Source organism: Paenibacillus sp. FSL R5-0912 (assembly GCF_000758605.1).
Lineage (GTDB): Bacteria > Bacillota > Bacilli > Paenibacillales > Paenibacillaceae > Paenibacillus_AQ.
Map to the genome: position 1 here is coordinate 1,855,414 of NZ_CP009282.1, position 26,984 is coordinate 1,882,397.

General features: G+C 54.0%; 20 protein-coding genes. 13 read left to right on the top strand and 7 right to left on the bottom strand.

All coding sequences use genetic code 11. The features are described from left to right. The first annotated feature begins 242 nt into the window (after positions 1-242). Together R50912_RS07895 and R50912_RS07900 are read left to right on the top strand one after the other, a co-directional pair. Entirely contained in the window at positions 243-698 is a 456-nt protein-coding gene (locus R50912_RS07895; protein ID WP_042140871.1) for a VOC family protein, read from the top strand. Between the two features lie 30 nt (positions 699-728). After that, complete coding sequence (locus R50912_RS07900) at positions 729-1,427, top strand: SDR family oxidoreductase (protein WP_042233764.1); 699 nt, start codon at positions 729-731, stop codon at positions 1,425-1,427. 75 nt (positions 1,428-1,502) lie between these two features. Here R50912_RS07900 and R50912_RS07905 read toward each other — a convergent pair whose 3' ends face one another. Together R50912_RS07905 and R50912_RS07910 are read right to left on the bottom strand one after the other, a co-directional pair. Further along, positions 1,503-1,925: a response regulator gene (locus tag R50912_RS07905; RefSeq protein ID WP_042233766.1), complete on the bottom strand. Its 423-nt coding sequence runs from the start codon at positions 1,923-1,925 to the stop codon at positions 1,503-1,505. A 14-nt stretch (positions 1,926-1,939) separates the two neighbouring features. Continuing rightward, positions 1,940-3,157 (bottom strand): sugar efflux transporter, encoded by a 1,218-nt coding sequence (locus R50912_RS07910; protein ID WP_042233769.1) that lies wholly within the window; start codon positions 3,155-3,157, stop codon positions 1,940-1,942. A 136-nt stretch (positions 3,158-3,293) separates the two neighbouring features. Here R50912_RS07910 and R50912_RS07915 point away from each other — a divergent pair, with 136 nt between their 5' ends. Both R50912_RS07915 and R50912_RS07920 read left to right on the top strand, forming a co-directional pair. Next, the gene (locus R50912_RS07915) at positions 3,294-4,205 is read left to right on the top strand and encodes a helix-turn-helix domain-containing protein (RefSeq protein WP_052416096.1); all 912 of its coding nucleotides are present in this window, start codon (positions 3,294-3,296) and stop codon (positions 4,203-4,205) included. A 180-nt stretch (positions 4,206-4,385) separates the two neighbouring features. After that, entirely contained in the window at positions 4,386-7,208 is a 2,823-nt protein-coding gene (locus tag R50912_RS07920) for a glycoside hydrolase family 3 protein (protein ID WP_042233771.1), read from the top strand. Between the two features lie 336 nt (positions 7,209-7,544). On the opposite strand, the gene R50912_RS07925 is transcribed toward R50912_RS07920, so the two are convergent. After that, the gene (locus tag R50912_RS07925; protein ID WP_042233773.1) at positions 7,545-8,456 is read right to left on the bottom strand and encodes a helix-turn-helix transcriptional regulator; all 912 of its coding nucleotides are present in this window, start codon (positions 8,454-8,456) and stop codon (positions 7,545-7,547) included. Positions 8,457-8,648: 192 nt separating this feature from the next. Between R50912_RS07925 and R50912_RS07930 the strand changes: the two genes are divergently transcribed. Next, positions 8,649-11,780 carry an alpha-mannosidase gene (locus R50912_RS07930; protein WP_042233775.1) on the top strand — a complete coding sequence of 1,044 codons (3,132 nt, stop codon included), beginning with the start codon at positions 8,649-8,651 and terminating at the stop codon, positions 11,778-11,780. A gap of 17 nt (positions 11,781-11,797) precedes the next feature. Then, a complete protein-coding gene (locus R50912_RS07935; protein ID WP_042233777.1) occupies positions 11,798-12,937 on the top strand; it encodes a glycoside hydrolase family 88/105 protein in 1,140 nt (379 codons plus the stop codon). A 336-nt stretch (positions 12,938-13,273) separates the two neighbouring features. Here R50912_RS07935 and R50912_RS07945 read toward each other — a convergent pair whose 3' ends face one another. From R50912_RS07945 to R50912_RS07960, 4 genes are all read right to left on the bottom strand, one after another. Continuing rightward, a complete protein-coding gene (locus R50912_RS07945; protein WP_042233780.1) occupies positions 13,274-14,221 on the bottom strand; it encodes a phosphotransferase enzyme family protein in 948 nt (315 codons plus the stop codon). Between the two features lie 58 nt (positions 14,222-14,279). Continuing rightward, a complete protein-coding gene (locus tag R50912_RS07950) occupies positions 14,280-14,735 on the bottom strand; it encodes a DinB family protein (protein ID WP_042233782.1) in 456 nt (151 codons plus the stop codon). 200 nt (positions 14,736-14,935) lie between these two features. After that, positions 14,936-15,478 carry a poly(ethylene terephthalate) hydrolase family protein gene (locus R50912_RS07955; RefSeq protein ID WP_231637800.1) on the bottom strand — a complete coding sequence of 181 codons (543 nt, stop codon included), beginning with the start codon at positions 15,476-15,478 and terminating at the stop codon, positions 14,936-14,938. 328 nt (positions 15,479-15,806) lie between these two features. Beyond that, positions 15,807-16,241, bottom strand: a complete 435-nt coding sequence (locus tag R50912_RS07960; protein WP_042233787.1) for a GNAT family N-acetyltransferase — start codon at positions 16,239-16,241, stop codon at positions 15,807-15,809. Positions 16,242-16,454: 213 nt separating this feature from the next. Between R50912_RS07960 and iolG the strand changes: the two genes are divergently transcribed. The 7 genes from iolG to iolE all read left to right on the top strand — a co-directional run bounded on the left by iolG (position 16,455) and on the right by iolE (position 26,610). Next, on the top strand, positions 16,455-17,498 hold the full coding sequence (gene iolG / locus R50912_RS07965) for an inositol 2-dehydrogenase (RefSeq protein ID WP_042233790.1): 1,044 nt from the start codon (positions 16,455-16,457) through the stop codon (positions 17,496-17,498). Positions 17,499-17,536: 38 nt separating this feature from the next. Further along, positions 17,537-18,367 carry a 5-deoxy-glucuronate isomerase gene (iolB, locus tag R50912_RS07970; RefSeq protein WP_042233792.1) on the top strand — a complete coding sequence of 277 codons (831 nt, stop codon included), beginning with the start codon at positions 17,537-17,539 and terminating at the stop codon, positions 18,365-18,367. Positions 18,368-18,974: 607 nt separating this feature from the next. Beyond that, the gene (locus R50912_RS07975; protein ID WP_042233795.1) at positions 18,975-19,985 is read left to right on the top strand and encodes a LacI family DNA-binding transcriptional regulator; all 1,011 of its coding nucleotides are present in this window, start codon (positions 18,975-18,977) and stop codon (positions 19,983-19,985) included. A gap of 954 nt (positions 19,986-20,939) precedes the next feature. Continuing rightward, positions 20,940-21,950, top strand: a complete 1,011-nt coding sequence (gene iolC / locus R50912_RS07980) for a 5-dehydro-2-deoxygluconokinase (protein WP_042233796.1) — start codon at positions 20,940-20,942, stop codon at positions 21,948-21,950. Positions 21,951-22,061: 111 nt separating this feature from the next. Next, a complete protein-coding gene (locus R50912_RS07985) occupies positions 22,062-23,522 on the top strand; it encodes a CoA-acylating methylmalonate-semialdehyde dehydrogenase (protein WP_042241843.1) in 1,461 nt (486 codons plus the stop codon). Between the two features lie 7 nt (positions 23,523-23,529). Then, positions 23,530-25,557: a 3D-(3,5/4)-trihydroxycyclohexane-1,2-dione acylhydrolase (decyclizing) gene (gene iolD, locus R50912_RS07990; RefSeq protein ID WP_442950504.1), complete on the top strand. Its 2,028-nt coding sequence runs from the start codon at positions 23,530-23,532 to the stop codon at positions 25,555-25,557. A 156-nt stretch (positions 25,558-25,713) separates the two neighbouring features. Next, a complete protein-coding gene (gene iolE / locus R50912_RS07995; RefSeq protein ID WP_042241848.1) occupies positions 25,714-26,610 on the top strand; it encodes a myo-inosose-2 dehydratase in 897 nt (298 codons plus the stop codon). Positions 26,611-26,984 lie beyond the last annotated feature (374 nt).

The following is a 26,984-nucleotide window of genomic DNA, read 5'->3' on the forward strand; positions in this document are numbered from 1 at the left end:
ATGTTGTATTCTGTGCAGGAATTCAGAGCGGCTCATTACTTTAGTCGGCAGTCACCGGGTCTCCGGCACATCCAGAGGGTTAAGTCGGTGATTCTTGCGGCACAGACACTTGAAGTGCGAGGATTCGCTGCTCTGAAGAGCAAAATCTGTTGTTTTTTACCGGGAAGCATCTCTGTGCCAGGCTTGACAGCCCTTTCATCGTTTGGGTATGGTAGTCTGGTCAGAATAGAAGGAGGTATAGCCTGATGTCAGGATTGCTTGGGAATCACTTCATTACGCAGATTGGAATTCTGGTGAATGATATCGAGAAGGTAAGCGCGGCGTATGCGGACTTCTTTGGCATCGAGAAACCGGAGATCGGCATTACAGATACGGCAGATATTGCTCAGACTAACTATAATGGCGGGGCGACGGAGGCTCGGGCGAAGCTTGCTTTTTTCGATATGGGCTCCCTGCAGCTGGAACTGATTGAACCGGATCATCAGCCTAGCACATGGCGCGACTATCTGAATGAGCACGGAGAAGGGCTTCACCACATTGCTTTTGCAGTAGAGGGAATGAAGGAGAAGATTATGCTGCTCGAAGGCAAGGGCTTCCCGCTTCAACAGAAGGGGGAGTACACCGGAGGACGTTATGCTTATATGGATACGTTCAAAGAGTTGAAGGTGATCCTGGAGCTGCTGGAGAACGATAAATAAGTAAGAGTGTCATAGAGGAGGAATGATCATATGAATATACTGATTACCGGGGCCGGACGGGGACTGGGATTGGATCTCGTTAAGATAGCGCTGGAACACGGACATTCAGTCATTGCCGGTGTGCGTGACCCCCGCCGGGGGCAAGACGCATTGTCCGGGCTTAGCGCAGATTATGGAGACAAGCTGACGGTGGCTGCGCTCGATGTTACGGACGAAGAGGGGATCGCAGCGCTTGCTGCCAGCCTGAAGGAAGAGGGGCGCGCGCTGGGCTCCATTGTTAACAATGCTGCCGTGCTGAATGCCTCAGACACCCCGCTTGAAGAGCTGGACATTGCTGAGATGCAGCTTGCGCTGGATATTAATCTGTATGGGCCGATGCGGGTGGTCAAGCACTTCCTGCCGCTGCTTACAGAGCCGGAGGCTTCGATCATCAACATCTCGTCCGAGGCAGGCAGCATTACGAATGCTTACCCGGGCAGCTACCCGTACACCATCTCCAAGACAGCACTTAATATGTTCTCGCAGAAGCTGCATGTTACCCTGAAAGAGCGTGGTGTACATGTACTAAGCGTGCATCCCGGCTGGATGCCCACCGATATGGGCGGGGCGAAAGCGCCAACGAGCCCGCGCACCAGTGCCGAAGGTATTATCAGTCTGCTTGAGCAGCGCACCGCGCCGGAGGGGCACTTCAGGTTCGTGGATTACACGGGTAAGGATATGGAGATTTAGACTTATATATATTGAAAAAGAGATCAGCGGATCGTTCACCGCCGGTCTCTTTTTGCGTGCTGCCGTAATTATAGGTCATATCATCTGGTCTGAGCGCTGGAGCTCCGCTTGTTCGAGATAGGGATGATTATAACCGTTGCTCATCCCTGCTGATCCAAGCAGCAGCATGTCTTCCAGCTCCCCAAGTTCAATGGGCTTCAGCAGAGAATCGATGCCGCCCTGGCAGAAGGCCTTCAGGACAAATTCATGGCTGCTGGTGACGATGATTCTGCCGTTTGTCTGCTGATCATACCACTGGTCCAGCGGCATGGCTTCGCTCAGCAGCAGCAGCCTGGCATCTGTAATAATGAGTTCAGGTCTATGCTTCTGAATAAGCCGCAGGGCAGAAGGCTCGCAGCCGGATTCCAGAATATCCGCCGCTTCGGGGAAGAGCTGCTCCAGCATGTGCTTTAGGCGATCACGTACATGAGGGTTATCGTCAATGAGTAGTATTTGCATAGGAATGCCTCCTGTCAGGATGCCATTTGATGGGTGATTTTCTCTTCCGGGGAACGCTGCGGCCATAACAGCAGTCCCAGTGAACCTACAATAAGGATCAGGCACAGCCAGTAAGAATGCCGGTAGCCTACCCACTGTGCGGCGGCTCCGCCTGCCAGGCTTCCGGTCAGTCTGCCGATCGTTGTAGCATTGGTATACAGCGTTGATGCGTAGCCCGGGAGGTCCGGCAGCAGGTCCTGGATATAGCTGATTCCAATCGCGGAGATTACGGCTACGAAGAAAGCCAGCAGCACCTGTCCGGCAATGAGCTGCCACAGCTCTCCAGCCCCAAGCACCAGCAGGTAATAGACTGCACCGAGCACGATTCCCCAGCCCATCAGCGTCTTGTTAGAATATTTGGCGGATAACAAGCCAAGCATGAACATGAACGGAATTTCCAGCAATGCGCATATACTCGCAACCGAAGCGACATTCTGCGTATTGCCTCCAAGCGTATTGATGATGAATAGTGAAATGTTCAGGTTATTGGCCCAGTGTCCGGCATAGAGCAAAGTCAGGACGAGAAAAGGTACCAGCACCCGGGTATTCCGGTGCAGCCGTACCGGCTTGTGTACACTTGTGAGGGCCTGTCTGACGGCTGCGGTTGCGGATGAACGTACGAAACTAAACACAAGCAGCGCATTCAGTAAGAAAATTATGGTGGTAGACAGGAACACACCCTGATATCCGAAATGGTCCAGCAGAACGGCTCCTGCCAGCGGACCGCTAATGAATCCGAGTGAGAACATAGAGCGTAAGGTAGAATTGGCAAAGGCATGGTCAGCGGATGCGCTGGCGTTCACAGCTTCCCTGCTACTAGCGAATAATTGCGGCATCGCCGGAGCGCCGGCTGCGGTGAACACAGTCATATAGATCAGCAGCGGGTAGAAGTCATGGATAAATATATATCCGGCAAAAGCGATGGCATTAAACGTCATGCAGATGACCATAAGCTTGCGGCGGCTCAGGCCGGTATCCGAGCGTTTGGCAATCAGCATACTTAGAGCGACACCGCTGATGAGCGTCACGGCAGTGAAGATTCCAAAGGTTCCGGCGGATACGCCAAGCTCTTCCGTGAAGTAGACAGCCAGGAACGGGGCGCTGATCGAGATGGCCATTCCCTGCAGCAGCATGCAGAGCAAGAATATCGGATAGGTTGGAATCAGAAGCAGGGCATAGGTTCTTTTTAACATGGAGGCAATGCAGTTCCTTTCGGCATAAGCTTGCGGACTTATCTTTGATTTGGTTATAGTATAGTTAATTATTTGCGAATATTGAATGTTTTATCTGATCATAAAAATATACTATTTGGCTGGGATGGTGACGATTGTGGACGTGAGACTGCATGCCTGCGCGTATTCATTTCATACGCTGCCCTTCAAAACCTCCTTTACTCCCCCGCCGTTTTTCCTCTTCCGGCTGCAGGTGGTGGGCAGCTGCAAGGCGCTAGTCAACGGGAGAATGACAAGAATTCAACCCGGGGATTTGCTCATCTACCAGCCCGGAGAGCCTTATCATCTGGTGGTGGAGGAAATGGACGGGAGGATCGAGAGCGGCGATTATTATCTGCTCTGTGAAGGCTCGTGGATTCAGCAGTGGTGGGAATCGCAGCCCCGTCTGCTGCATCAGCGGATCCATCTGGATGCCGGCATGCTGTCCCTCTGGCAGCAGCTCAGCATAGAGCAGCACCGGATCGTCCAGGACAGCCCGGAGCTGATCCGCCATCTGCTCTGCGCGCTCTGCCTGTCGCTTGACCGCTTGTCGGTGGAAGCCGCCAATGTTGAGGATGCGCCGAAGCGGTCCAATGAAATGGTGATGAGAATGCACCGCTATATTAACGAGCATGCGCTCAGTCCGCTGCGGGTAGAGGATGTTGCGGATCATGCCGGGCTCAGCGTGTCGCGTGCGGTGCATCTTTTCAAAGAGCTGTCAGGGTATACCATTATTCAATACACGCAGGAAATCCGGCTGTCGAACGCCCTGGAGCGTATCCGCTATACCGACTTCAGTCTGGAGAATATTGCGAATGCCTGCGGCTTCGCGACCTATTCCTATTTCCACAAAGTATTCAAGGCCAGGTACGGCATCTCCCCCAAAGAGATCCGCAAGCGGCCGCTGGAGAACAAGCCGGAAGGGGATTATGTAATTACGAGCGGAGACCTTAAATTTACCGGATTGTCGGCTGATGCGCTGAAGTTTCATTATCCGCACGGAGATTCCCCGCAGCCCGGCAGCTCCTGATTTCAGCTGACGATTCTCTAATTATGAACTGATTTTTATGTCAATTGTTCAGGTGTTGCTGTAAGCGCTAATCTTTTATGATGAGGAAGGATAGAACAACCGGGCTGTGCGGAGGACTGTGAACGCCTGGCTTTGGATGTGATGAAACCGTTATCATTAAGATTGAAGGAGCGAATATTCATGGAAACAGCTACATATCCGTTTAGACAAATTGAAGTACAGCTGAATGAACGTGTTCAGGATCTGCTCTCCCGGCTGACGCTGGAGGAGAAGGTAAGTCTGATGCCGCAATACCAGGCGGCTATTGACCGTCTTGGTGTAGGCGGTTACAAGCATGGTACGGAAGGGGCTCACGGGATTTCGTGGCTGGGCAAAGCAACCTCATTCCCGCAGCCAAGCGGACTGGCCTGCACCTGGAACCCGGAGCTGCTGCAGCGGATCGGTTCAGCGATCGGCGATGAGGCCCGGGCGTTCTACCGGAAGAATCCAACCGTTAACGGCCTGACTCTATGGGCACCGACCGTGGACATGGAGCGGGACCCGCGCTGGGGCAGAACAGAGGAAGCCTACGGGGAAGATCCTGAGCTGACGGGCCAGCTGAGCACCGCACTTGTAAAAGGCATCCAGGGCGATCATCCGGTGTATTTGAAAGCGGTAGCAACCCTTAAGCACTTCCTCGGCAACAACAATGAAATCGACCGCGGTGTGGCTTCATCCAGCATTGATCCGCGGAACATGCGTGAATATTATCTGGAAGCGTTCAAGCCGGCCTTCAAGGAAGGCGGAGCACAATCCATGATGACCGCCTACAACTCCGTGAATGGCGTGCCGGTTATCCTGCACCCGGCCGTGATGGAGATTGTGAAGGGCGAATGGGAAATGGATGGGTTCATTGTAAGCGATGCCGGGGACCTGTTCGGGATTGTGAAGGATCATAAATATTACGATTCATTCGCCCAGTCGATGGCCGAGTCGATCAAGAACGGGATTGACAGTGTAACCGAAGAGACGGAGGAGACCATTAAAGTCATCCATGAGGCGCTCCGTGAAGGCCTGCTGACCGAGGAAGATCTGGACCGCGCGCTGGCGAACACCTTCCGCATCCGCTTCCGTCTGGGTGAATTTGATCCGGAGGAAGGTAATCCTTATGCGGCAATTGATGATTCCGTTATTCTCAGTAAAGCGCATAGCGACTTGTCTCTTGAAGCGGCCAAGGAATCTATTGTCCTGCTGAAGAATGACCATGCAGCCCTCCCGCTGAGTGCATCCGCGCTGTCCAAGGTAGCTGTCATCGGCCCGCTTGGGGACGAAGCCTTCAGAGACTGGTATTCCGGCACACTGCCTTATGGGGTGACACCTCTGCAGGGAGTGACCAAGAAGCTGGCAGGCAAGCAGGTCTCCTTCGAGAGCGGCAGTGACCGGATTCTCTTAACCTCAGCGGCCAGCGGCCGGACGGTGGGCATTACCGGCGAAGATGGACGATTGGCTGTGCTGCATGACAAGCCGGAGCGCGGAGAATTGTTCCGCCATACGGCTTGGGGCTGGACCGCGAATACCCTGGAGGCCACAAGCCGGGGACAATATGTCACCCTGACGGATGCCGGCACACTGACAGCTTCCGCTGATGAAATCTACGGCTGGTATGTGAAGGAATCGCTGAATCTGGTGCCCGAAGCAGAGGGTGCAGTATCCCTGCGGACCTGGAATAATAAGCCGCTGATTATTGGCGCCGAGGACGGAACCATCCGCGCTGCTGAAGAAGAGACGTCTGCCGCAGCAGCTCTATTCCATAAGAAAGTTGTAGTGAACGGCATAGAAGCTGCGGTAGAAGCGGCCCGGGCTGCTGAGGTCGCAGTTGTATTCGTCGGCAACCACCCGCTGCTGAACGGGAAGGAAGAGATCGACCGGCCGGATATCGTGCTGCCCCTAGAACAGGAGAACCTGGTTAAGGCGGTCTATGCCGCCAATCCGAATACGGTAGTGGTGATTGTCGGCAGCTATCCGATCTCTTCCACCTGGATCGATGAGCATATCCCGGCAGTGCTGTACACCTCCCACAGCGGACAAGAGCTCGGCAACGCGGTGGCAGAGGTCCTGTTCGGTGATTATAGCCCGTCCGGCAGACTGAATATGACCTGGTACCGCTCCGTGGATCAGCTTCCGGAATTCATGGACTACGACATCATCCAAGGCAAAAGAACCTACATGTACTTCGACGGGGAGCCGCTGTATCCGTTCGGCCATGGTCTGGGCTATGCGCAGGTGGCTTACAACAAGCTGTCGTTGGCAGCAAAAGAAGTGCAGGAGGACGGCATGATCAGCCTGACGGTAGAGCTGGAGAACAGTGGAAGCGTAGACGGCGCTGAAGTGGTTCAGGTGTATGTGCAGTCCCTGTCAACCCGGATCAGACGCCCGCTTAAGCAGTTGAAGGATTTTGACAAAATCCATCTGGCCGCAGGACAATCGCAGACCGTAGCCTTTGCTCTGCCGGTGTCTGATCTCGCCTTCTGGGATGTAAGCCGTGAACAATACTGTGTAGAAGACGGAGAATACAACATTCTTGTGGGCCGTTCCTCCGGCGATATTAAGCTGTCGGCCAAGATTAGAGTACACGGCGACACGGTACCGGCGCGTAACCTGTACACAGCCGTCAAAGCCGAGAACTACGATGATTATGAAGCGGTGTTCCTGGATGAATGCAAGGCAGGCGGAGCTTCGGTACGTCCGGTGAAGGACGGGGCCTGGATTGCCTTCCATAATGTACAGTTTGCCAAAGGCGCGGCTGGCGTCGAAGTGCTCGTGTCTTCCGTGAATGGCGGCAGCATTGAGGTCAGAACCGGCGGTTCGTCCGGCAAGCTGGCAGCAACGCTGGAGATTCCGGCAGGCGGGGTTCAGCAGTGGCATAGCCAGTGCGCCATCGCAGGCGTGGATGCCGGAACGGCCGATGTGTACCTTGTATTTAAGGGTGAGGTTCTGCTCAGCCGTATTCAGTTTACAGTGTAGAAGGTCCCACAAGTAGAATTGGTAAGGAAAATTGGTCTATGGACTATTGAATGTACAAAGAAATCGCTCTTTTTGAAATGGTTGGGTGGTACCTCCATTTACCAAAAAGGCGATTTTTTTTGTGTTTCAACAAGGGGTTTCGTATCCCGCTCAAACAGCGGAGAGGACGGAACGAATGTGGAAAAGCGAATGCGTTCGCCTTGGTCTCCGGATTTTCACCGCTAAGGGGAATGAAAAAAATCTGGAGACCACAGCGATTGGAACATCGGTCCGTTCGCGCAGCGTCCACCCAAGTGCTTAAGTTGATCCACTTGCTTGTTGCATGATCCGCCTGAATCAATACGACAGCGTGGACGAAGCCCCGCCGGACAAACTCTGCTGCTTACGGAATGCGGAGGGTGACATGCCGCTGAGCTTATTGAAGATGCGGTTGAACTGTGAGAAGCTGTTGAATCCGCATTGTCCGGCAATGTCAGAGATCTTCTGACGGGTATGCAGCAGCAATTGCTGGGCTTTGCGGACGCGGGTCATCTGAATGTATTCCGTCAGAGTGAAGCCGGTAACGGTTTTGAACTGATGGGACAGGTAATAAGGGCTGATATAGAATTCTTTGGAGATAGAATCCAGGGACAGCTCGCTGCTGTAATGGCTGTGAATACGGGCAGTGATCGAATAGATTTTTTGCATCATCGCGTTTCCGATCTCCTCCAGCACATAAGCGTTCTGGCCGCACTGCTGGGATAAGCTGCACAGAAATTGCTGGAACAGGCTGTGTATCAGCACTGGATTCAGCGGCGAGTCGTTGTGAGACAAGGTGAAAATGGCATTCAGCGGCTCGAACACGGCACTGCGCGGAACGCCTGTGAACCGGTAGATCGGAACCTCCCCGGCGAACGGTTGCAGCATGGTATGGTAAGCGGCCTCAAGTCCGGGGATATTCCCGGGCATGTTGAAGTTGATGATCAGCCGCTTATGCGGCGGCCCTGCGGGATACTGGGTCATATGCAGCCGGTACGGGGCGAGCAGAACAATATCATATTGCTGCAGGGCATGAACATTACCCTCAATAATATGCGTGGCGCTGGAATCGAGCAGTATGTGGATCTCATAAAAAGCATGATCATGCTGAAACTCCATATTAATGTCGTGGGACCGCTGATCGTAGTCAAAATAATAAAACAGCGGATCAGCCGGAGTATTCATACGGACGCTATATCCTTGCTCATACAACAGGTCGCTTTCAAGCATAACCTCTCTCCTCACCGTTGCCGTTATCCCAAAAGATGTAACTGCGTACTACTTACCAATTACCTGTATATTATAGGCCCGAAAAAGCAAGATATGCAATGTACAGGGCGAAATACAGCAAAAGTAAGGTAGTTTTTGAGGCGGAGGGTTTGCTATAGTGATGATATGAAAGCGGATACAAGGAGTGATGAGATGTTATTCACAGAAGAAAAGCTGATCAAGCGCCAGGCCGAGGTGGACAAATACAGATACCTTAGGGTTCTTGAGCTTACAGAGTTTGCGTTCGCGGAGGATGAGGAAGGGGCTAACGGCGTATACCCGGAGGCCGTCTCCTTTGATGGCATAATCAGACTTCAGGAGCATTGGCGCGGGCGGGACCGTTATGTCTGGCTGCGTACAGTGATCGTAATGCCCCAGAGTCAGGCAGGCTTCAGAATCGCCGGCAGATTTGACTTCGGGAAGACCGGGGACTTCAATAACTCCGGCTTTGAATCGCTGCTGTTCGTGAACGGATCGCCTTACCAGGGCGTAGATAATAACCATAGAGAGGTGATCTTCGGTGATGAATGGGGCGGGCAGACGGTAGAGCTGGTCTTCCGGCTGTGGTCGGGGCTTGAAGGCGGCGGGCGTCCCAAGATTCAGGATCACCGGATCAGCGAAGCCTTCATCGGCTACCTGGACGAGAGAATTGACGATCTGTTCTATATGTCGAAGGCCGCGCTGGATACCTTCCGTTACCTGGGCAGAGACCAGCCGGAGAAGCAGTGGCTCAAAAAAGCGCTGAACGACGCCTTCCGCCTGATCGACTGGTCGGAGCCCGGCTCGCCGGAGCATATCACCTCGCTGTACGAGGCAGGCTCCAGTCTGAATCAGGCGATAGAGGTTATGCCGCAGACTTTTGACGTAACGCTTACGGCTGTAGGCCATACCCATATTGATGTTGCTTGGCTATGGCGGCTCAAACATACCCGTGAGAAGACTGCCCGCTCCTTCTCCACCGTTCTGCGGCTGATGGAGGAATTCCCGGAGTACCAGTTCCTGCAGACACAGCCGCAGCTATACGCCTACCTGGAGCAGGATTATCCTGAGCTGTTCGGGCGGATCTCGGAGAAGGTGAAGGAGGGACGCTGGGAGGCGGAAGGTGCAATGTGGCTGGAGGCCGATTGTAACATCCCGTCCGGTGAGTCGCTGGTCCGCCAGATCATGACGGGCAAACACTATCTCCGTGAACAATTCGGAGTCGAGAGCAAATACCTCTGGCTGCCGGATGTATTCGGGTATAGCTGGGCGCTACCGCAGATTCTCCGCAAATCGGGCATTGATACCTTCATGACCACCAAAATCAGCTGGAACCAGTTCAACCGGATGCCGCATGACACCTTCTGGTGGCGGGGGATGGACGGCTCGGAGGTGCTCACGCATTTCATCACCACCTCAGAGAAGGACGGGGCTGAATATACGTATAACGGCCGGATGACGGCGGCGCTGCTGCGCGGGATCTGGAATTCCTATCAGGACAAGGAGATCAATGATCACCTGATGTTTGCCTACGGCTGGGGCGATGGGGGCGGAGGACCTACACGGGAGATGCTGGAGCTTCGCCGGCGCTTCAACAAGCTTCCGGGCATTCCGAAGATTGAGACGGGCAGTGCCGGGGACTATTTCACCGGACTGCATGAACGGATCGGGAATGCAGAGGCATTCGTGCATACCTGGAATGGCGAGTTGTATTTCGAATGCCACAGGGGAACGTATACCTCGCAAGCCCGCAACAAGAAGTACAACCGCCGCCTGGAGCTGCTGCTGCGTGATGCGGAGTGGCTGTATACGCTGACCGGGGTAAGTCGGGGGAATCTGCAATCGGTATATCCTGCGGCTGAACTGGCGGGAATCTGGGAGATTCTGCTGCGCAATCAGTTCCATGACATCATCCCCGGCTCGTCCATCCAGGAGGTCTACGAGGACAGCGACCTTGAATATGCGGAAGGAGAGACACGTTCACTGGCGCTGATTAACGGCGCGGCTGAAGGAGAGACTGGCAGCCGGGTCACCCTGCTGAACAGCTCCAACTGGAACCGTCCGCGGTATGCACTGATTCCCGCAGAGGCCGCAGACAGCGTACAGGTTCATGACGCGGACGGGAACCGGCTGATGCAGCAGCAAACGGCAGACGGCGGAGTGCTGGTGTATGTTCCGTCGGTGCCTGCACTAGGCACGGCAGTCCTGCAGGTCGTACCCGGACATGCAGAGGAGGCATCCCGGGAGGAACAGGTTCAGCCGCTTGCAGCCGTATCCGGCAACACGCTGACAACACCGCTCCTGGAGGTGGTGTGGAATGAGCAGGGCCAGTTCACTTCGATGCTTGACCGGCGGAGCGGCCGTGAGCTGCTGGCTCCAGGGCAGCGGGGCAATGTGCTTCAGGTGTTTGAAGATAAGCCGCTGGACTTTGAGGCGTGGGATATTGATATTTTTTACCAGGAAAAGATGACGGAGATCTCACAGCTGACCGGCTGGGAGCTGACCGAGAACGGTCCGCTGCGGGCTGTGCTGCGCATGAGCTGGACCTATCACCGCACAGCGGTAACCCAGGACATCCTCTTCTACCGGGATACCGCCCGGATTGATTTCCGCACAGAGCTGGACTGGCACGGACATAACCAACTGCTGAAGGTGGCCTTCCCGGTGGATATTCATGCGCTGGAAGCTACCTATGATATTCAGTTCGGCAATGTAAAGCGCCCGACTCACTGGAATACGAGCTGGGATGTTGCCCGCTTTGAAACGGTAGGCCATCAGTGGGCGGATATCAGCGAGAAGGGGTATGGCATAGCGCTGCTCAATGACTGCAAATATGGCTATGACATCAAGGATAGCGTACTGCGGCTGACGCTGCTGAAATCGGCGGTTCATCCCGATCCTGAGCAGGATCAGGGGCATCATGCCTTTACGTATGCCCTTTATCCGCATACTGGCGATTTTGTGGAAGGCGGGGTAGTCCAGGAGGCGTGGGAGCTGAATAATCCGCTGCGCACCGTTGCAGGAGAGCTGGCGGGAGCGCCGCTGCTTAATATCGGAGGCGCACATGTAATGGTGGATGCCATCAAGCGCTCGGAAGACGGCAACGATGTGGTGCTGCGGCTGCATGAATATGCCGGTTCCCGGACGCAGATCACGGTGGAGAGCGCATATTCCATTGCCTCCTGGCAGGAATGCAATCTGATGGAGGAGCCGTTCGGAGCCTGGCAGGAAGCGGAGCTGTCCTTCCAGATTAAGCCTTATGAGATCCGGACATTCAGAATGAAGCTGCGCGGGGCGCAAGCATGAGAGGGGAGCATAGCGGCATGGAAGCAGGACAGAACCTGAAGGTGTATGGAAGCACTATTAATAGAGTGGAGCTGCTCCGTAAGCTGGACCTGGTTACAGATAAGCTGATGAGGCTGAGCCGGCCGGACAACGAAACGGAATTGCAGAAGCAGGTGGAAGGAGCGGGACGGCATCGTTATTTTGCCCGTGACTTCGGGATGGAGGAATGGGATTGGCCGCAGGGGGTAGGGCTGTATGGTCTGCAAAAGCTTGACCGGCATTTCGGGGACGGCCGTTATGAGGCTTACACCAAGCCGTGGATGGCCCGTCAACTGGGGAAAGGCCTGCCCAGCCGGAACATCAATACAACCGCTCCGCTCTTATCACTGATGGAACTGGAGGAGGCCGGGGAGCTGAGTCTTGAATGGATGGATTGGCTGATGCATGGCCTGCCCCGGACACTGGAGCAAGGGTATCAGCATGTCACCACAGGTGCGGAGAAGCATGAAGTCTCACTCCATGAGAATGAGCTTTGGATCGATACGCTGTTCATGGCGATTCTGTTCACGGCCAAAATGGGAGTGAAGCATGATAACCCGCAGTGGCGGGAAGCCTCGCTGCATCAATTGCTGCTGCACATTAAATATCTGTATGACAAAAAAACCGGCCTGTTCTTCCATGGCTGGCATTGTGAGCAGCGGCATAATTTCAGCGAAGCCTTCTGGTGCCGCGGCAATAGCTGGTTCACACTCGGCCTGCCGGAATATCTGGAGCTGATGCGCCCGTATCTGGCAGAGGGGATCTTCACGTATCTCCAGCAGATCCTGCAGGCCCAGGCAGACGCCTTACTGGCTTGCCAGAGCGAGGGTGGACTGTGGCATACGCTGCTGGATGATCCGGACAGTTATACCGAGACGTCCGGCTCGGCCGCCATTGCCGCCGGTATTCTGAACGGTGTACGCACCGGAATGCTGCCGGGAGCTTATGCGGAACCGGCGCTGAGAGCGATCCAGGCTGTGCTGGATCAGATTGATGGCGAAGGCACCGTGCTTGGCGTATCGAGCGGTACTCCAATCGGTGCTGCTAAGGAGGATTACAAAGCGATTGTTATTGCCCCTATGGCCTATGGCCAGGCGATGGCGCTGGTTGCACTGGGCGAGGCTCTGCCTTACTGCTGAGGCGAAGGCGGATTTGTAGAACAGGCGGAGCGCAAGAGAAATGAGTCTGTATAAGCGGCAGCTAAGGACGGGAGAATCGTCTTCGGCTGCCACTTTTTTGTACAAGCTATAGATCTTGAGACAGGCGTATCCTATCGACAACTTGGATCCCATTCTCAAATAGCGCTTCATACACCCCGATTACACGGCTATCCGCCTCAGCGACGAAGCAATGCCCTCTTTCGGTATATTCATCAACAAGCTTCGGGGAAGGGTCCGCCGACAAAAGCAATTCTCTTGGGGGCTGTTCACCTGTAGTTAACGCTCTGATCTTCATACTATTACCTCGTTTCGCATTCACTGTTCATCCAAAGCGCCTGTGCCCCATCTGGTTTCGATCTTGTTTCTATATAAGTTCAGGATTCGAACCTCAGCCTCGCTTAGCTCTTTGAAGTTCCAGTACCTATGCATCTGATTATATTCGAAACATTCTTTAAGCTTCAGAAATAACGGGAATTTCGTAAGCATCTCAGAAGAGAGGTTATACTCCTCCTGATATCCTTCGAGCAGCGCCTTAGTAATGGATCGCTCGTAATCCCTCAGATTTCCGCCGCCCATGAAGGAGTACTCCAGTGCAGAATAGATCGGCACAACTAAATCGTATATATAGAAATGCTGTTCACAATCTTGAAAGTCAATCATGGTTAGTGCAGAGTCGCGGTCTACAAGGATATTTTCCAGCCACAGGTCACCGTGGATTAAGCCGTAATTGGTTTGATCCTGCGGCAGCTCTTTAATTTGGGCTACCACGCCGGCTGCAATCTCCCGTATGGACTTCTCTTCTACAGGAATATATTTGAGGAAATCGTATTCTTTACTTTCATACCAATGACGAATAGTTACAGTAGCTTCAGCATTCATATATCCTTTACTGACCCGGTGCATCCTGCCGATTTGTTGTCCAAGCACTCTAAATACAGCTTCATTCCACTCTGTCCGCGGCAGATGGATTCCGGGTGCAGCCTTAAATACAACGCACAGCTGTTCTTCGTCCAGGCTTAAAGGTTCAAGAAATGAACCCTTGCTCGAGGGTACAATCTCTGCGACACCTACACCTTGGTGGAATAAATAATGGGTCCACTTAAGCTCTTCTAATTGTTCTTCATAGGTCTTGTAATTTGTTATTCGGACGTAGAAGATACCCTTTCGGGAGTGACAACGGTACATTTCATTGGTTACTGCTTCAATCTTATAGAACTCTACTTGGTAGGTCTCGTTTAAAAATAACAATATTCGTTCTTCCATAAGTTAATCCCCCCATATGTTCCTCCTGCGTAATGAGCATCAACGTGTTATGGGGAAATTAGAGCCTTGCAAACGTGATGTAATCGACTGGAGCAGGCTCTGCCGAATCCATCCGAAGCGCCCGGTTAATCTGTCCCCGGTGATATTGCCCATGTAAAAGGACCTGTAACAGGATATCCCGGACGGATGTTCGGAACGGAACTCCGCTCTGGTTGGCATAATCAATCATCTTGTCCAGCCCGGATTCCTCCAGCCCTTCGATATAGATGCGGTATTGCTCAGCATTCTCTTCAAATATCTTCCGGATTGCCGTCAGGTCTTCAGCTTCCTCCCACAATGAATATTGTGCGCTGCCTTGACCCTGTAACCGGGACAGCCATACCCGCTCTGCGACTGCGATGTGCCGTACCAGCTTCAGCAGCTCTTTATTCTTCGTGTCACTCGCCTCCAGCGCGTCCAAGATCCGGCCGTCCGCCCAGTACAGGTGATCCAGCATGGACTTTATCGTTTTCATTTCGTTTCCTCCTCTTTATGTTCGAATTCCCCAATCTCCGGCAACATCATATCCGAGCGAAGCATCCTATCGTTATGCTCAAAACGCACGATTTCATCTGCAAATATAGTAGTTAAAAATGCAGCTTCCTTCCTAGAATATAGTTACTACAGGATCACCCTCTGAGTTGATTGGAACAAGGGCTTCGCTAGGCAGAAATGCTACATTGCGAGGCACAGCACCCCTATTAAAAACGGCCTCCACGAATGCGGCTGCAGCTTCTGCGGTAACGTCATGAATTGGAGCTGCATGGTTATCACCATAATGAAGCGGGATGTCTCTTGCCGAAGCAGTAAAACCGGAACCGATGACACACTGTTATCACGGCGTATCAGGTGAAAACTGGGATCAAGAAGGATCACAGCCTTGATCCGATTATCGTGCTTGGCGACTTCGAGAACAGCTGCACCCCCAAGTGAATGCCCCATTGCAGCAACCTTACCTATATCGAACAGGCCTGCAAGCTCTGAGTCGGAGCGGTTAAGCGTATCCATATATTCCAGAACGGCGGTTATTAAGTGGGCGCGGCTTTCCAGGAGACGGGACCAGCCAGCATAGTCATTGCTTGCTAATTCTGCTATTGCTGCCGCTTGCTTGATCGTGCCGCCGTCTGGAAATACGGTGAACACGGACTCATGCGGAGCACTGATAGTAACAACCATAAATCCTCTGGGGATTAGCTTAGCAATGATCCCAAGATACATATCGCGTTCCACACCGAAGCCAGGCGATATAAGGATGACGGGGTATCCTCCCTTTTTTTATAGTCAACGACTCACTTGTTGTTATAACACTGGTAATATTCAGGTTGTCAAGATTAACGCCCATCTCCGTTAAGACCGCAGCGGCCTCCGCCTGGCAGGGTGCGTATAAGTCTATACCACTGACAGAGGCTCCCCCGGAGGCTGGATAAAAAACACTAATTACAAATCTGGGGTTGCCCTCCAGAACTCTTATGGTCCTCCCGATCATTTCAACACTCCTTAAACCAGCTCTTTTGAGCAAAATCAATTTCCAATCGGGTATTCCCAGTTAGCTTTTTTGAGAGATTTCTTTGGTCAAATAATAGTGAGAGTAGCCGCCAGCGTTATGTATCGTTCCAAATACCTCGAAGCCTTGCTTCAGGTAGAAGTCCAATGCCTGAAAGCTCAAGGTGTCTAATTTGATGAAATCACATTGTTTCTCCTTAGCCATTGTTTCAGCTGCTGAGAGCAGTTTCTTACCGTATCCGAATGTCCGGCAGGCCTCTTCCACAAAAAGATAGTGCACCTCTAACCAGTTCCAACATATCTCACCGACCAATCCGCCGTAAATATGTCCAGCCGTATCTTGTAATAGCAGGTTCACTTCCTGGTATCTGCCCTTCAACTCATCAGGGAAATGCTTGAGATTAAATTCAATCATCTTGTTGGTCACATAAGACTTGTGGTGGTCTGTCTCCGGCCCGTTAACGATCTGCAATTCCATTGGCAACACTCCTTCAAGCAAGCAATGTAATAACTTAATTGTACCATTGAATTCCAGTATCAAGCTGTAAAAAACATCTAAACTTAAGCTATCCTGTCTCTTCGCCTTATCCTAGAGGAGCCGGGTAAAAGATTTGCTTGAAGCATCCGGGAGCATGAAGTATACTATTCTCGGGAAGGTTAAGCGCTTACCCTCTGAGGAGGATAAGCGAACATGGTAAATCCGATTGTAGTTGGCATTATCGGCGCGGGAAGAATCGGGCGCCTGCACGCGGATAATCTGCGTGCGATGCCGTCGTTCAAGCTGAAGTCCATTGCAGAAGCAATGATGAGTGATGAATTGCTGGCCTGGGCGGAGAGCCGGGGGCTTGGCTCTGTTTTTGCAGCGGGTGAAGATATTCTGAATGACTCCGAGATTGAAGCGGTGTTCATCTGTACACCGACGGATACACACGCTTCGTGGATTGAGCGGGCTGCGCTTGCCGGGAAGCATATATTCTGTGAGAAGCCGATCAGTCTGTCATCGGAAGAGACCCTTCGGGCATTACAGATTGCAGAGGAAGCAGGCGTGCTGCTTCAGGTCGGCTTCAACCGCCGGATGGACCCCAGCTTCCGTAAGCTGAAGCAGCTGGTTGAGTCCGGGGAGCTGGGCAGCCCGCATATTGTGAAGATCACCTCGCGTGATCCGCAGCCTCCCGGTGAGTCTTATGTGCGCTCTTCGGGCGGCATGTTCATGGATATGACGATTCACGATTTCGATATGGCCCGCTACCTGATGGACGGGGAAGTGGCTGAGGTCTACACCCGGGGGGCGAACCTGATTGATCCAATGTTCGGCCGCTGCGGGGATGTGGACACAGCCGTCATCACACTGACCTTCGAGAGCGGAGCAATCTGCGTGATTGATAACAGCCGCAAGGCTGTCTACGGCTATGACCAGCGGGTGGAGGTATTCGGCACGCTCGGTTCGGCGACTGCCGACAATTGCCGTCCGACGACAGTGGAGGTGTCCACCGCTACTTCGGTTACCCGCGACCAGCCGGAGCATTTCTTCCTGGAGCGCTATAATCGGGCGTTCATGGATGAGATTGCCGCGTTTGCCCGTTCGGTACGGCTGCAGGAGCCGCTGATCTGCAGCGGCCGCGACGGTCAAGCAGCACAGCTGATAGCCGAAGCAGCCAGAGCATCCTATGTGAGCGGGCTTCCGGTCAAGCTGTCTGCTGCAGGAGCGGGACTATCGGAGATGCAAGCCTTGTAAGCGGATGCAAACCTTGAAGACAGAGGAGGATGAGGAAGATGTCCGAACTAATCATTAAGGCTGGAGCGCCAGACCAGGATGGACTTGTGGCTGCGGTCAGCCCGGAGAGTGCCGGGTGGAAGTATGTAGGATTTGAGGTGTACCAATTGCAGGCCGGGGATACACTGGACCGCAGGGCAGAAGGGAACGAGGTCTGTCTGGTACTGCTTGCGGGCAAGGCGGATATCCGGGTGGATGGCGAGCTGTTCGCGGGTATCGGCGGGCGTATGTCGGTCTTTGAAGACATGGCACCATACGCTGTGTATGTTCCGGCGGGAGCGAATTACAAGGTTACAGCACTGACAGAGCTGGAGCTTGCAGCCTGTCTTGCTCCGGGAACGGGCAAATACCCGGCCCGGCTGATTACGCCATCCGATGCGGTTGCAGAGGATCGGGGGTATGGCAGTATGTCGCGCAGGGTCGTTAATATCCTGCCTGAGCAGAGTGTAGCTGAGAGTCTGCTGGTGGTGGAGGTGCGCACGGGCGGCGGCAACTGGTCCAGCTATCCGCCGCATAAGCATGACCGCGATAATCTGCCGGAGGAATCCTATCTGGAGGAAACCTACTATCACAGGGTGAATCCCGCCCATGGCTTTGTGGTGCAGCGGGTCTACAATGACGACCGCAGCCTAGACGAGACTCTGGCTGTAACCGACCGGAGCATCGTGCTTGTTCCGGAAGGGTATCACCCCGTCTCTGCGCCGCCGGGTTATGATTCGTATTATCTTAACGTGATGGCGGGTCCGGTCCGCACCTGGGTATTCCATAATGATCCAGATCATGAATGGCTGTTCAAGTCGGGGCAGGGCGCGGCTGCTGTGGAAGATTGAACGGAGTCCGGGAGGGAAGATTAAGCGGAGTCCGGGAGGGGAAATTGAACGGAGCCCGCGAGGCAAGTTAATAGATTAATCTGGGGCTTCCGCGTAGCGGGGGCCTTTTGATGCGGGGATAAGCAAATTATAGATAAGCTCAGCGGTTCACATCCGAAGAAGTGCCGGGGCGGCTTGATCGAGCGGTGATACTCTGGGAGCGAAATAGTGAATAGTGAAATAGTGAAATGCTGAAATACAGTGGTTATTGCAATTTGTGTTCATAGATAGCCAGCCGGGTGCATGGAAGAGATGTTGCAGAGAATACAAGAATAGTCTTGCTATGATCGCATAGTGAAGGTGAAATCTTGCTTTTGATGCAACAATTATGGATTAGAGCTGATTTTGGTGAAGGAATGTTGTATTCTGGTCAGGATTTTAATCTGGACAGGATTTCAATAAGGAGGAAGCCGAATGCAGAACAAGGAAGCCGAATGCAGACAAGTCTGAGTTTCTGCGGTCTCTATTTTGCGGAGGAGGCAGCATGCCTGTTAGATAGACACCGCCGGAGGACTTCCTTATAATCGAGTTATAAGAAGGCAAGAACGCAAAGGCGGGCTTAATAACGATGAAACCTACGATCTATGATGTGGCACGGGAAGCGGGAGTCTCCATCGCTACCGTGTCCAAGGTATTGAATAAGAGCGGACGGATCAGTGTCAATACGCGGGAAAAGGTAGGGCGGGTCATGGCGGAGCTGAACTATCAGCCGAGCATGGTAGCTTCCGCCCTGACCAACCGCCGGACAGGGACCATCGGGCTGATGATTCCCGATATTGCCAATCCTTTTTTTGCTGAGACAGCCCGTGGTATCGAGGATTATGCCCAGGAACAGGGCAGTGACTTAATCGTGTGCAGTACGGACCGCAGTGATGAGAAGGCCGCACGGTATATCTCGCTGCTGCTGCGCAAACGGGTGGACGGCCTGATCATTGCTTCCCATCCCGGGAATCCTGAGCTGATTCGTGGGATGGTGGCCGATCATGTGCCGCTCGTGCTGTTCTCAGCAGATATCCGCAGCTTGGAGAGCAACAGTGTCACGGTGGATGATTATAAAGGCGGCTATCAGGCAACAGAATATTTACTGTCCCTCGGCCACCGTAGGCTGGGGATAATCTCCGACAATCTGCCGGGGAGCAAGCTGCGTGTGGAAGGTTTCCTTGATGCGCTGAAGGCGGGGGGAATTGCTTGTGACAATCCGGCGAATATGATACACACCTCGGCTACGCTGGAGAACGGGCGGACAGCAGCAGCAGAGATGCTGAATCAGGCCACAGAAATCCGCCCTACAGCCATCTTTGCCTGCAATGACCTGCTGGCGATCGGGGTGCTCAAGGAGGCGCGCAGTGCCGGCCTGTCCATTCCCCGCGACCTGTCTGTAGTAGGCTTCGACAATACGGTGCTGGCAGAAATCTGCCATCCCACATTAACCAGTATCGCCCAGCCTTTGCGCGAGATGACAGAGCAGGCGATGATTCTGCTGAATGAATCGATCAGTAATCCGGCCAGCCCCAAGCGGAAGATTATGCTGATGCCGGAACTGGTAATCCGCCATTCTACAGGCCCGGTTCCGCAATAAGGAATTCATAGGCTGGGCAGCACCCGTGAGACCCTCAAGCAGAAACAGCGCGCCGTCCTTCAACAATACGGCCTCCGTTTCAGCGAGAAGGATAAGAAATATTTATTGCGCGAAGCATATAAATTCTATATTTCAAGGATAGACCCCACTTTGTGGGGTCTTTTGCTGAAACGGAGGCCAAAGATGCCCAGAGGGGGCTGGATAGTCTGGAAGTGAGAGTAATCAGGAATTAGTTGGATTTTCTCCACTTGCTGATGAACGAATGGACGCTGCCAAAACAGTAGTTGGATAAATGACACTTAAATTAGCATAAAATCCCCAAAGTAGAGAAACTGCCGCCAGTAGATGCTATTTATCCACTTGTTTCGGTCCATCTCTCGAAAATCGGCGGATTAAGATACATTTTTCCACTTGTTTACTGGGAGAGCCGGAATCCCCCGGTGTTCTCTCGTCGTCCCGGCGTTCCCAGCTTCTCCCCCTGGCGCTTCTCCCCAGAGTCTCATCAACCTATCCTTCAACGTTCTCTCAATTCCGCTCAGCATCCTCCCATTAACTGAAATAACCCTGTCCTTTCAAAAGAGGATAACGGTTCAGTGGTGTGCAATTTCCAAGGTTGTTATCGCTTTCAAATTGAGGATTGCCAAATGCCTTGTTCTAATCTATACTAAAGAGGAAAATTAGGTTAAGCGCTTACCCTCCCCCCGAAAAGAAAATAACTTTCTGAGAAAGATCAACTGGCCAATTATTCAACTATTCAATCGACAACCAACCAAACAACCAAACAGTCAAACAACCAACCAAACAACCAAACAGCAAAACAACCAAACAGCAAAACAACCAATCAATCAATCAAACAACCAAACAATCAATCAATCAAACAATCAACTAACCAACCAACACTCGGTCAGTTATTCAACGACCGTATTCCCTAAGCTCGATCAAGGAGGCATCACTATGAACGGTTTACAGTTCGACCCTACCCGGCAGCTGGATTTAATCGCCATTGGCCGGCTTTGTATAGATCTGAACGCCAATGAAACCGGGAGACCGATGGAAGAGACGATGACCTTCACCAAATATGTCGGCGGCTCTCCGGCCAATATTGTAATCGGTGCAGCGCGTCTGGGTATGCGTACCGGCTTCATCGGCAAGATTGCCGATGACCAGATGGGCCGGTTCATCCGCAGCTATCTGCAGAAGGGCGGCATAGATGACAGTCAGGTGAGCGTTGACCGGACGGGTGCGGTGACGGGGCTGGCTTTTACAGAAATTAAGAGCCCGCAGGAATGCAGCATTCTCATGTACCGGGATCATGTGGCCGATCTCCTGCTGAAGCCAGAGGAAATCTCGGAGGAGTATATCCGCAGCTCCAAAGCGCTGCTCATCTCCGGCACCGCTCTCGCGCAGAGCCCTTCCCGTGAAGCGGTATTCCTGGCGCTGGAGTTTGCCCGCAAGCATGGGCTTACTGTATTTTTTGATCTCGATTACCGGCCGTATACCTGGACTTCGAAAGCTGAAACGGCGGTCTATTATAACCTGGCGGCTGAGAAATGTGACTGTATTATCGGGACCCGGGACGAATTCGATATGATGGAAAACCTCTATAATCTCGCAGGTGCGGACGATAAGGCAACGGCGGCACGCTGGTTCGCGCATCAGGCAGAGCTGGTGGTCATCAAGCATGGCGGCAGCGGATCGATCTCTTATACCGCGGATGGGCAAAGCCATAGAAGCGGTATTTTTCCGGCTAAGGTGCTGAAGACGTTCGGTGCAGGTGATTCCTATGCCTCGGCCTTCATCCACAGTCTGATGAACGGGCACAGTGTCAGTGAGGCGATGCGGCGCGGCAGTGCGTCGGCATCCATCGTCATCTCCCGCCATAGCTGCTCCGATGCCATGCCAACCCTCAACGAGCTGGAAGACTTCCTGCTCTCGAACGAGGAGATTACATCAGGCGCACAATAAGCACATATGCGGGGGACAGAAGGAACCGGCGGCGATTACACATTCAGGCAGCAGCAGAACAGACTGAAGTCATTACCAGCAGACATCAATAGAGCCGAAGGAGTGGACAGAATGACAGTGCCAACTGCACAAATACTGAAGAATTATATTGACGGACAATGGGTAGAAGCGGATACAGCGCAGACGGAGCAGGTAGTTAATCCGGCGACGGGTGAGGAGCTGGGCAGAGTTCCCCTGTCTTCGAGAGCAGATGTGGACCGGGCGGTGGCGGCGGCAAAAGCAGCTTTTGCCGGATGGTCCAGTACGCCGGTGCCGCGCAGGGCACGGATTCTGTTCAAATACCAGCAGCTGCTGGTTGAGAATTGGGAGCCGCTGGCGAAAATCATCACACTGGAGAACGGTAAAAGCTTCAAAGAAGCCTATGGCGAAGTGCAGCGCGGCATTGAATGTGTAGAATTCGCGGCAGGCGCCCCGACGCTGATGATGGGCCGGCAGCTGCCGGATATTGCGACTGGGATCGAGTCCGGCATGTACCGCTATCCGATCGGGGTGGTCGGCGGGATTACCCCGTTTAATTTTCCGATGATGGTGCCCTGCTGGATGTTTCCGCTGGCGATTGCCTGTGGCAACACCTTTGTGCTGAAGCCTTCGGAGCGTACACCGCTGCTGGCGGCACGCCTCGCTGAACTGCTGGAGGAAGCCGGACTTCCGAAGGGCGTGCTGAATGTAGTGAACGGTGCGCATGAGGTGGTGAACGGCCTGCTGGAGCATCCTGATGTGAAGGCGATTTCTTTTGTCGGATCGCAGCCGGTGGCAGAGTATGTCTATAAAAAAGGGACAGACCATCTGAAACGCGTCCAGGCTCTGGCCGGAGCGAAGAACCATTCGATCGTACTGGCGGACGCGAACCTGGAGGCATCGGCTTCCCAGATTGTGAATGCGGCCTTCGGCTCTGCCGGGGAACGCTGTATGGCCTGTTCTGTGGTGACGGTGCAGGAGGAAGTGGCCGATGAGCTGATCTCCATCCTATTGCGTGAATGCAACAGCATGACCATCGGGAATGGCCTGCAGGAGGATACGTTTCTTGGGCCGGTGATCCGGCAGGGGCATAAAGACCGGACGGTTGCCTACATTGAACAGGGGATCGCGGAAGGGGCGAAGCTGCTCAGGGATGGCCGGGAGGATGCTGCGGTGCAGGAAGCGGGTTATTTTATCGGGCCAACGTTGTTTGACGGAGTGACGGAGGAGATGAAGATCTGGCAGGAGGAGGTCTTTGCGCCGGTGCTGTCGGTCATCCGGGTGAAGGATGTCGCTGAGGCGGTGGAGATTGCGAACCGCTCGCGGTTTGCGAATGGAGCGTGTATTTTCACCAATGATGGCGGCAAAGTCCGCTATTTCCGCGAGCATATCGAATCCGGGATGCTGGGTGTCAATGTAGGCGTACCGGCACCGATGGCCTTCTTCCCGTTCTCGGGCTGGAAGGATTCATTCTACGGCGATCTTCATGCGAACGGAAGCGACGGGGTGGAATTCTATACGCGCAAAAAAGTGGTCACCGCCCGTTGGCAGTAGGGCGAAGATGAAGGGAGGACATCAGGTGGAACGGATCAAATTAACGACAGCGCAGGCGCTGGTTAAATTTCTGAATCAGCAGTATGTCGATTTCGGCGGCGGGCCGGAACGCTTCGTGCACGGTGTATTCACCGTGTTCGGACATGGCAATGTACTCGGACTCGGACAGGCACTTCAGGAAGCGCCGGGGGAACTGACGGTCTATCAGGGACGCAACGAGCAGGGAATGGTTCATGCGGCGACCGCGTTCGCCAAGCAGAGCCGCAGGCGGAAGATTATGGCCTGTACCGCTTCGGTAGGGCCGGGGGCGGCCAATATGCTGACGGCTGCCGCTACGGCGACGGCGAATCAGATTCCGGTGCTGCTGCTGCCAGGGGATACTTTTGCCACCCGCCAGCCGGACCCGGTGCTGCAGCAGATGGAGCATACCTATAATCTGTCGATCTCGGTTAACGACGCCTTCAAGGCAGTAAGCAAATACTGGGACCGGGTCTGCCGGCCTGAGCAGCTGATGTCGGCTATGCTGAATGCAATGCGGGTGCTGACGGATCAGGCGGATACCGGGGCGGTAACAATCGCGCTGCCGCAGGATGTACAGGGGGAGGCTTGGGAGTATCCGCTTGATTTCTTCCGCAAAAGAGTTCACCGCGTCCTTCCCCGGCTTCCGCATCCGGCTGAGATCGCTGCTGCTGCCGAGCTGATTGCGGGCAAGCAGCGGCCGCTGCTGATCTGCGGCGGCGGTGTCCGGTACAGTGATGCCGGAGAGGCACTGCGCGCTTTTGCAGAGAAATTCGCCATCCCGTTCGGGGAGACCCAGGCCGGAAAAAGCGCGGTCGCCAGCAGCTTCGAATACAACCTCGGCGGTATCGGTGTCACCGGCAATGGCTGCGCCAACGCGCTGGCCCGGGAGGCTGATCTGGTGATCGGCGTCGGCACCCGGTTTACGGATTTCACAACAGCTTCCAAGAGCCTGTTCGGTCATCCCGAGGTGAAATTCCTGACGCTCAACGCCTCGCCGTATCACGCGGCCAAGCTGGATGCGCTGGCTGTTGTCTGTGATGCTGCGGAAGGATTGAACGCATTATCCGCAGCTCTGGAGGAGCGGGGGTACCGCTCAGCGTATACGGATGAGATCGCGGAGGCCAAGAAGGCTTGGAGCGCGGAGAGAGTACGTCTCGCCGGTGTGGAATATCCGGGGAATGCCGGAGATGCGGGCAGCTTGCCGGGTGGCATGACGGAAGGTAGCGTTAAGCAGGATCTGGCTGATCGCGCAGCAGATTCGTTTATTCCGGAGATAGCTGGTCATCTGGATGAGAAGCTCACCGAATATGCTGAGGTGCTGGGTACTTCGCTTACACAGACGCAAGTGCTGGCGATCCTCAATGACACCATACCGCAGGATGCAATTGTCATTGGAGCCGCAGGCAGTCTTCCGGGAGACATGCAGCGGATGTGGAACTCGGAGATACCGGATACCTATCATATGGAATATGGATTCTCTTGTATGGGCTATGAAATCTCGGGTGCGCTGGGTATCAAAATAGCCGAGCCGCAGCGCGAGGTCTACGCGCTGGTCGGCGACGGCAGTTACCAGATGCTGCATTCAGAGCTGGTAACCAGCCTGCAGGAGAACCGCAAGATTAACGTCATTCTGCTGGACAATGCAGGCTTCGGGTGCATTAATAACCTGCAGATGGAGCAGGGAATGGACAGCATGGCAACGGAATTCCGTCACCGGGGTCCGGACGGCCAGCTCAGCGGTGAACTAATGCGTATCGACTATGCTGCGAGCGCTGCCGGTTATGGGGTTCAGACCTTCCGCGCGGCGACAGCCGGGGAGCTTCAGGCTGCTCTGGCGGCGGCCCGGAAGTCGGAACGCTCCACGCTGATCGACATCAAGGTGCTGCCCAAGACGATGACCCATGGCTATGGGGCCTGGTGGAATGTGGGGGTAGCTGAAGTATCCGGCAGTAAGGCTGTGCAGGCTGCTTACCAGCAAAAATCCAGCGAGCTGAAGAAGGCCCGCAGCTACTGAGAGTGCACAGGGTTTACTGAAACGGAAGCCCTCCTACTTGAAGGAGGGCGCAGCCGTTGCGACTTGCCGAAACGGCGGGCTGGTCAGCTTCCTGAAGCCACATCATGAAGATGAAGCCTGCCATACTTGGGATTGTGGAAGGGGTAGAACAAGATGATGTTCCGAGAACATGCCATCCAGCTGGCCATTGCTCCGATCGCCTGGACCAATGATGATATGCCTGAGCTTGGGCAGGGCAATACCTTCGAGCAGTGCATCAGCGAAATGGCGCTTGCCGGGTATCAGGGCAGTGAAGTCGGCAACAAATACCCGCGCTCCCCGGAGGTGCTGCGCCGGGCATTGGAGCTGCGCGGTCTGAAGATTGCCAGTGCCTGGTTCAGTGCGTACCTGACGGTACGCCCGTATGAGGAGACGGCAGAAGCTTTTTGCATACACCGTGATTTCCTGCATGAGATGGGCGCCAAAGTCATTGTAGTATCCGAACAGGGACGGAGCATTCAGGGACAGATGGACACGCCGCTGTTCGCTGACAAACCGGTATTTACCGGCCAGGAGTGGGCGGCGCTTGCGGCTGGTCTGGGCGGACTGGGGCGGCTGGCGGCTGAGAAGGACATGACACTGGTGTATCACCATCATATGGGGACCGGTGTGCAGACGGCTGCGGAAATCACCCGGCTCATGGAGCTTACCGATCCTGGTGAAGTGTCGCTGCTGTACGATACGGGGCATCTGGCCTTCTCCGGTGAGAACCCGCTGGAGGTACTGCGCGAGCATCTGCCGCGGATCAGGCATGTGCATCTGAAGGACATCCGGCCGGAAGTGGTCCAGCGGGTGACTACGGAGAAGCTGAGCTTCCTCCAGGCGGTAAAAGCGGGAGCGTTCACCGTACCGGGGGATGGCTGTATTGCGTTCGGGGAGATTTTTGCCGAGCTGGCTGCCTCCCCCTATACGGGGTGGTTCGTCGTCGAAGCGGAGCAGGACCCGGCGCTTGCCGATCCGCTGGAATATGCCATCAAGGCACGGCGTTATATCCGGGAACTCAGCGGTTTATAAGCCATAAGGGTGGTAGTCGTTATAGCTGAGGGGTGAAAGTATGCGGGGGTGCACGGCTGCGGCTGTGCTTACTCCGCTTTTTCATGGAATGGTGGTTGATGGGGGGCACCCGTATGATAAAAATGGGCTGGGGGCGTGAATAAGGAGCAGGAGTAGGCGAGAAATCACATTTTTCAGGTAACCGCCGACCCTCCCGCCGCTCGTCCCTGGTGACATCCGCCTCCACATCCCGGGTGCTGGCTCCTATTCCTTTGGGCTATATAGATTGTACTTGTAAGTTGTCCGTTCTGGGATGGCCGTGACTGCTGATGCTCCAACAGTTATATAATTCTCCTATGTCACTTTTCCCTGTTTGTATATTTTTCAAGTTCAAT

Coding starts and splice junctions, on each gene's coding strand:
- R50912_RS07900 (WP_042233764.1), top strand. CDS start 729: ATGAATATACTGATTACCGGGGCCGGACGGGGACTGGGATTGGATCTC.
- R50912_RS07985 (WP_042241843.1), top strand. CDS start 22,062: ATGACAGTGCCAACTGCACAAATACTGAAGAATTATATTGACGGACAA.
- R50912_RS07905 (WP_042233766.1), bottom strand. CDS start 1,925: ATGCAAATACTACTCATTGACGATAACCCTCATGTACGTGATCGCCTA.
- R50912_RS07930 (WP_042233775.1), top strand. CDS start 8,649: ATGTTATTCACAGAAGAAAAGCTGATCAAGCGCCAGGCCGAGGTGGAC.
- R50912_RS07955 (WP_231637800.1), bottom strand. CDS start 15,478: ATGTATCTTGGGATCATTGCTAAGCTAATCCCCAGAGGATTTATGGTT.
- R50912_RS07910 (WP_042233769.1), bottom strand. CDS start 3,157: ATGTTAAAAAGAACCTATGCCCTGCTTCTGATTCCAACCTATCCGATA.
- iolB (WP_042233792.1), top strand. CDS start 17,537: ATGTCCGAACTAATCATTAAGGCTGGAGCGCCAGACCAGGATGGACTT.
- R50912_RS07975 (WP_042233795.1), top strand. CDS start 18,975: ATGAAACCTACGATCTATGATGTGGCACGGGAAGCGGGAGTCTCCATC.
- iolE (WP_042241848.1), top strand. CDS start 25,714: ATGTTCCGAGAACATGCCATCCAGCTGGCCATTGCTCCGATCGCCTGG.
- iolD (WP_442950504.1), top strand. CDS start 23,530: ATGAAGGGAGGACATCAGGTGGAACGGATCAAATTAACGACAGCGCAG.
- R50912_RS07925 (WP_042233773.1), bottom strand. CDS start 8,456: ATGCTTGAAAGCGACCTGTTGTATGAGCAAGGATATAGCGTCCGTATG.
- R50912_RS07935 (WP_042233777.1), top strand. CDS start 11,798: ATGGAAGCAGGACAGAACCTGAAGGTGTATGGAAGCACTATTAATAGA.
- R50912_RS07950 (WP_042233782.1), bottom strand. CDS start 14,735: ATGAAAACGATAAAGTCCATGCTGGATCACCTGTACTGGGCGGACGGC.
- iolG (WP_042233790.1), top strand. CDS start 16,455: ATGGTAAATCCGATTGTAGTTGGCATTATCGGCGCGGGAAGAATCGGG.
- R50912_RS07945 (WP_042233780.1), bottom strand. CDS start 14,221: ATGGAAGAACGAATATTGTTATTTTTAAACGAGACCTACCAAGTAGAG.
- iolC (WP_042233796.1), top strand. CDS start 20,940: ATGAACGGTTTACAGTTCGACCCTACCCGGCAGCTGGATTTAATCGCC.
- R50912_RS07920 (WP_042233771.1), top strand. CDS start 4,386: ATGGAAACAGCTACATATCCGTTTAGACAAATTGAAGTACAGCTGAAT.
- R50912_RS07960 (WP_042233787.1), bottom strand. CDS start 16,241: ATGGAATTGCAGATCGTTAACGGGCCGGAGACAGACCACCACAAGTCT.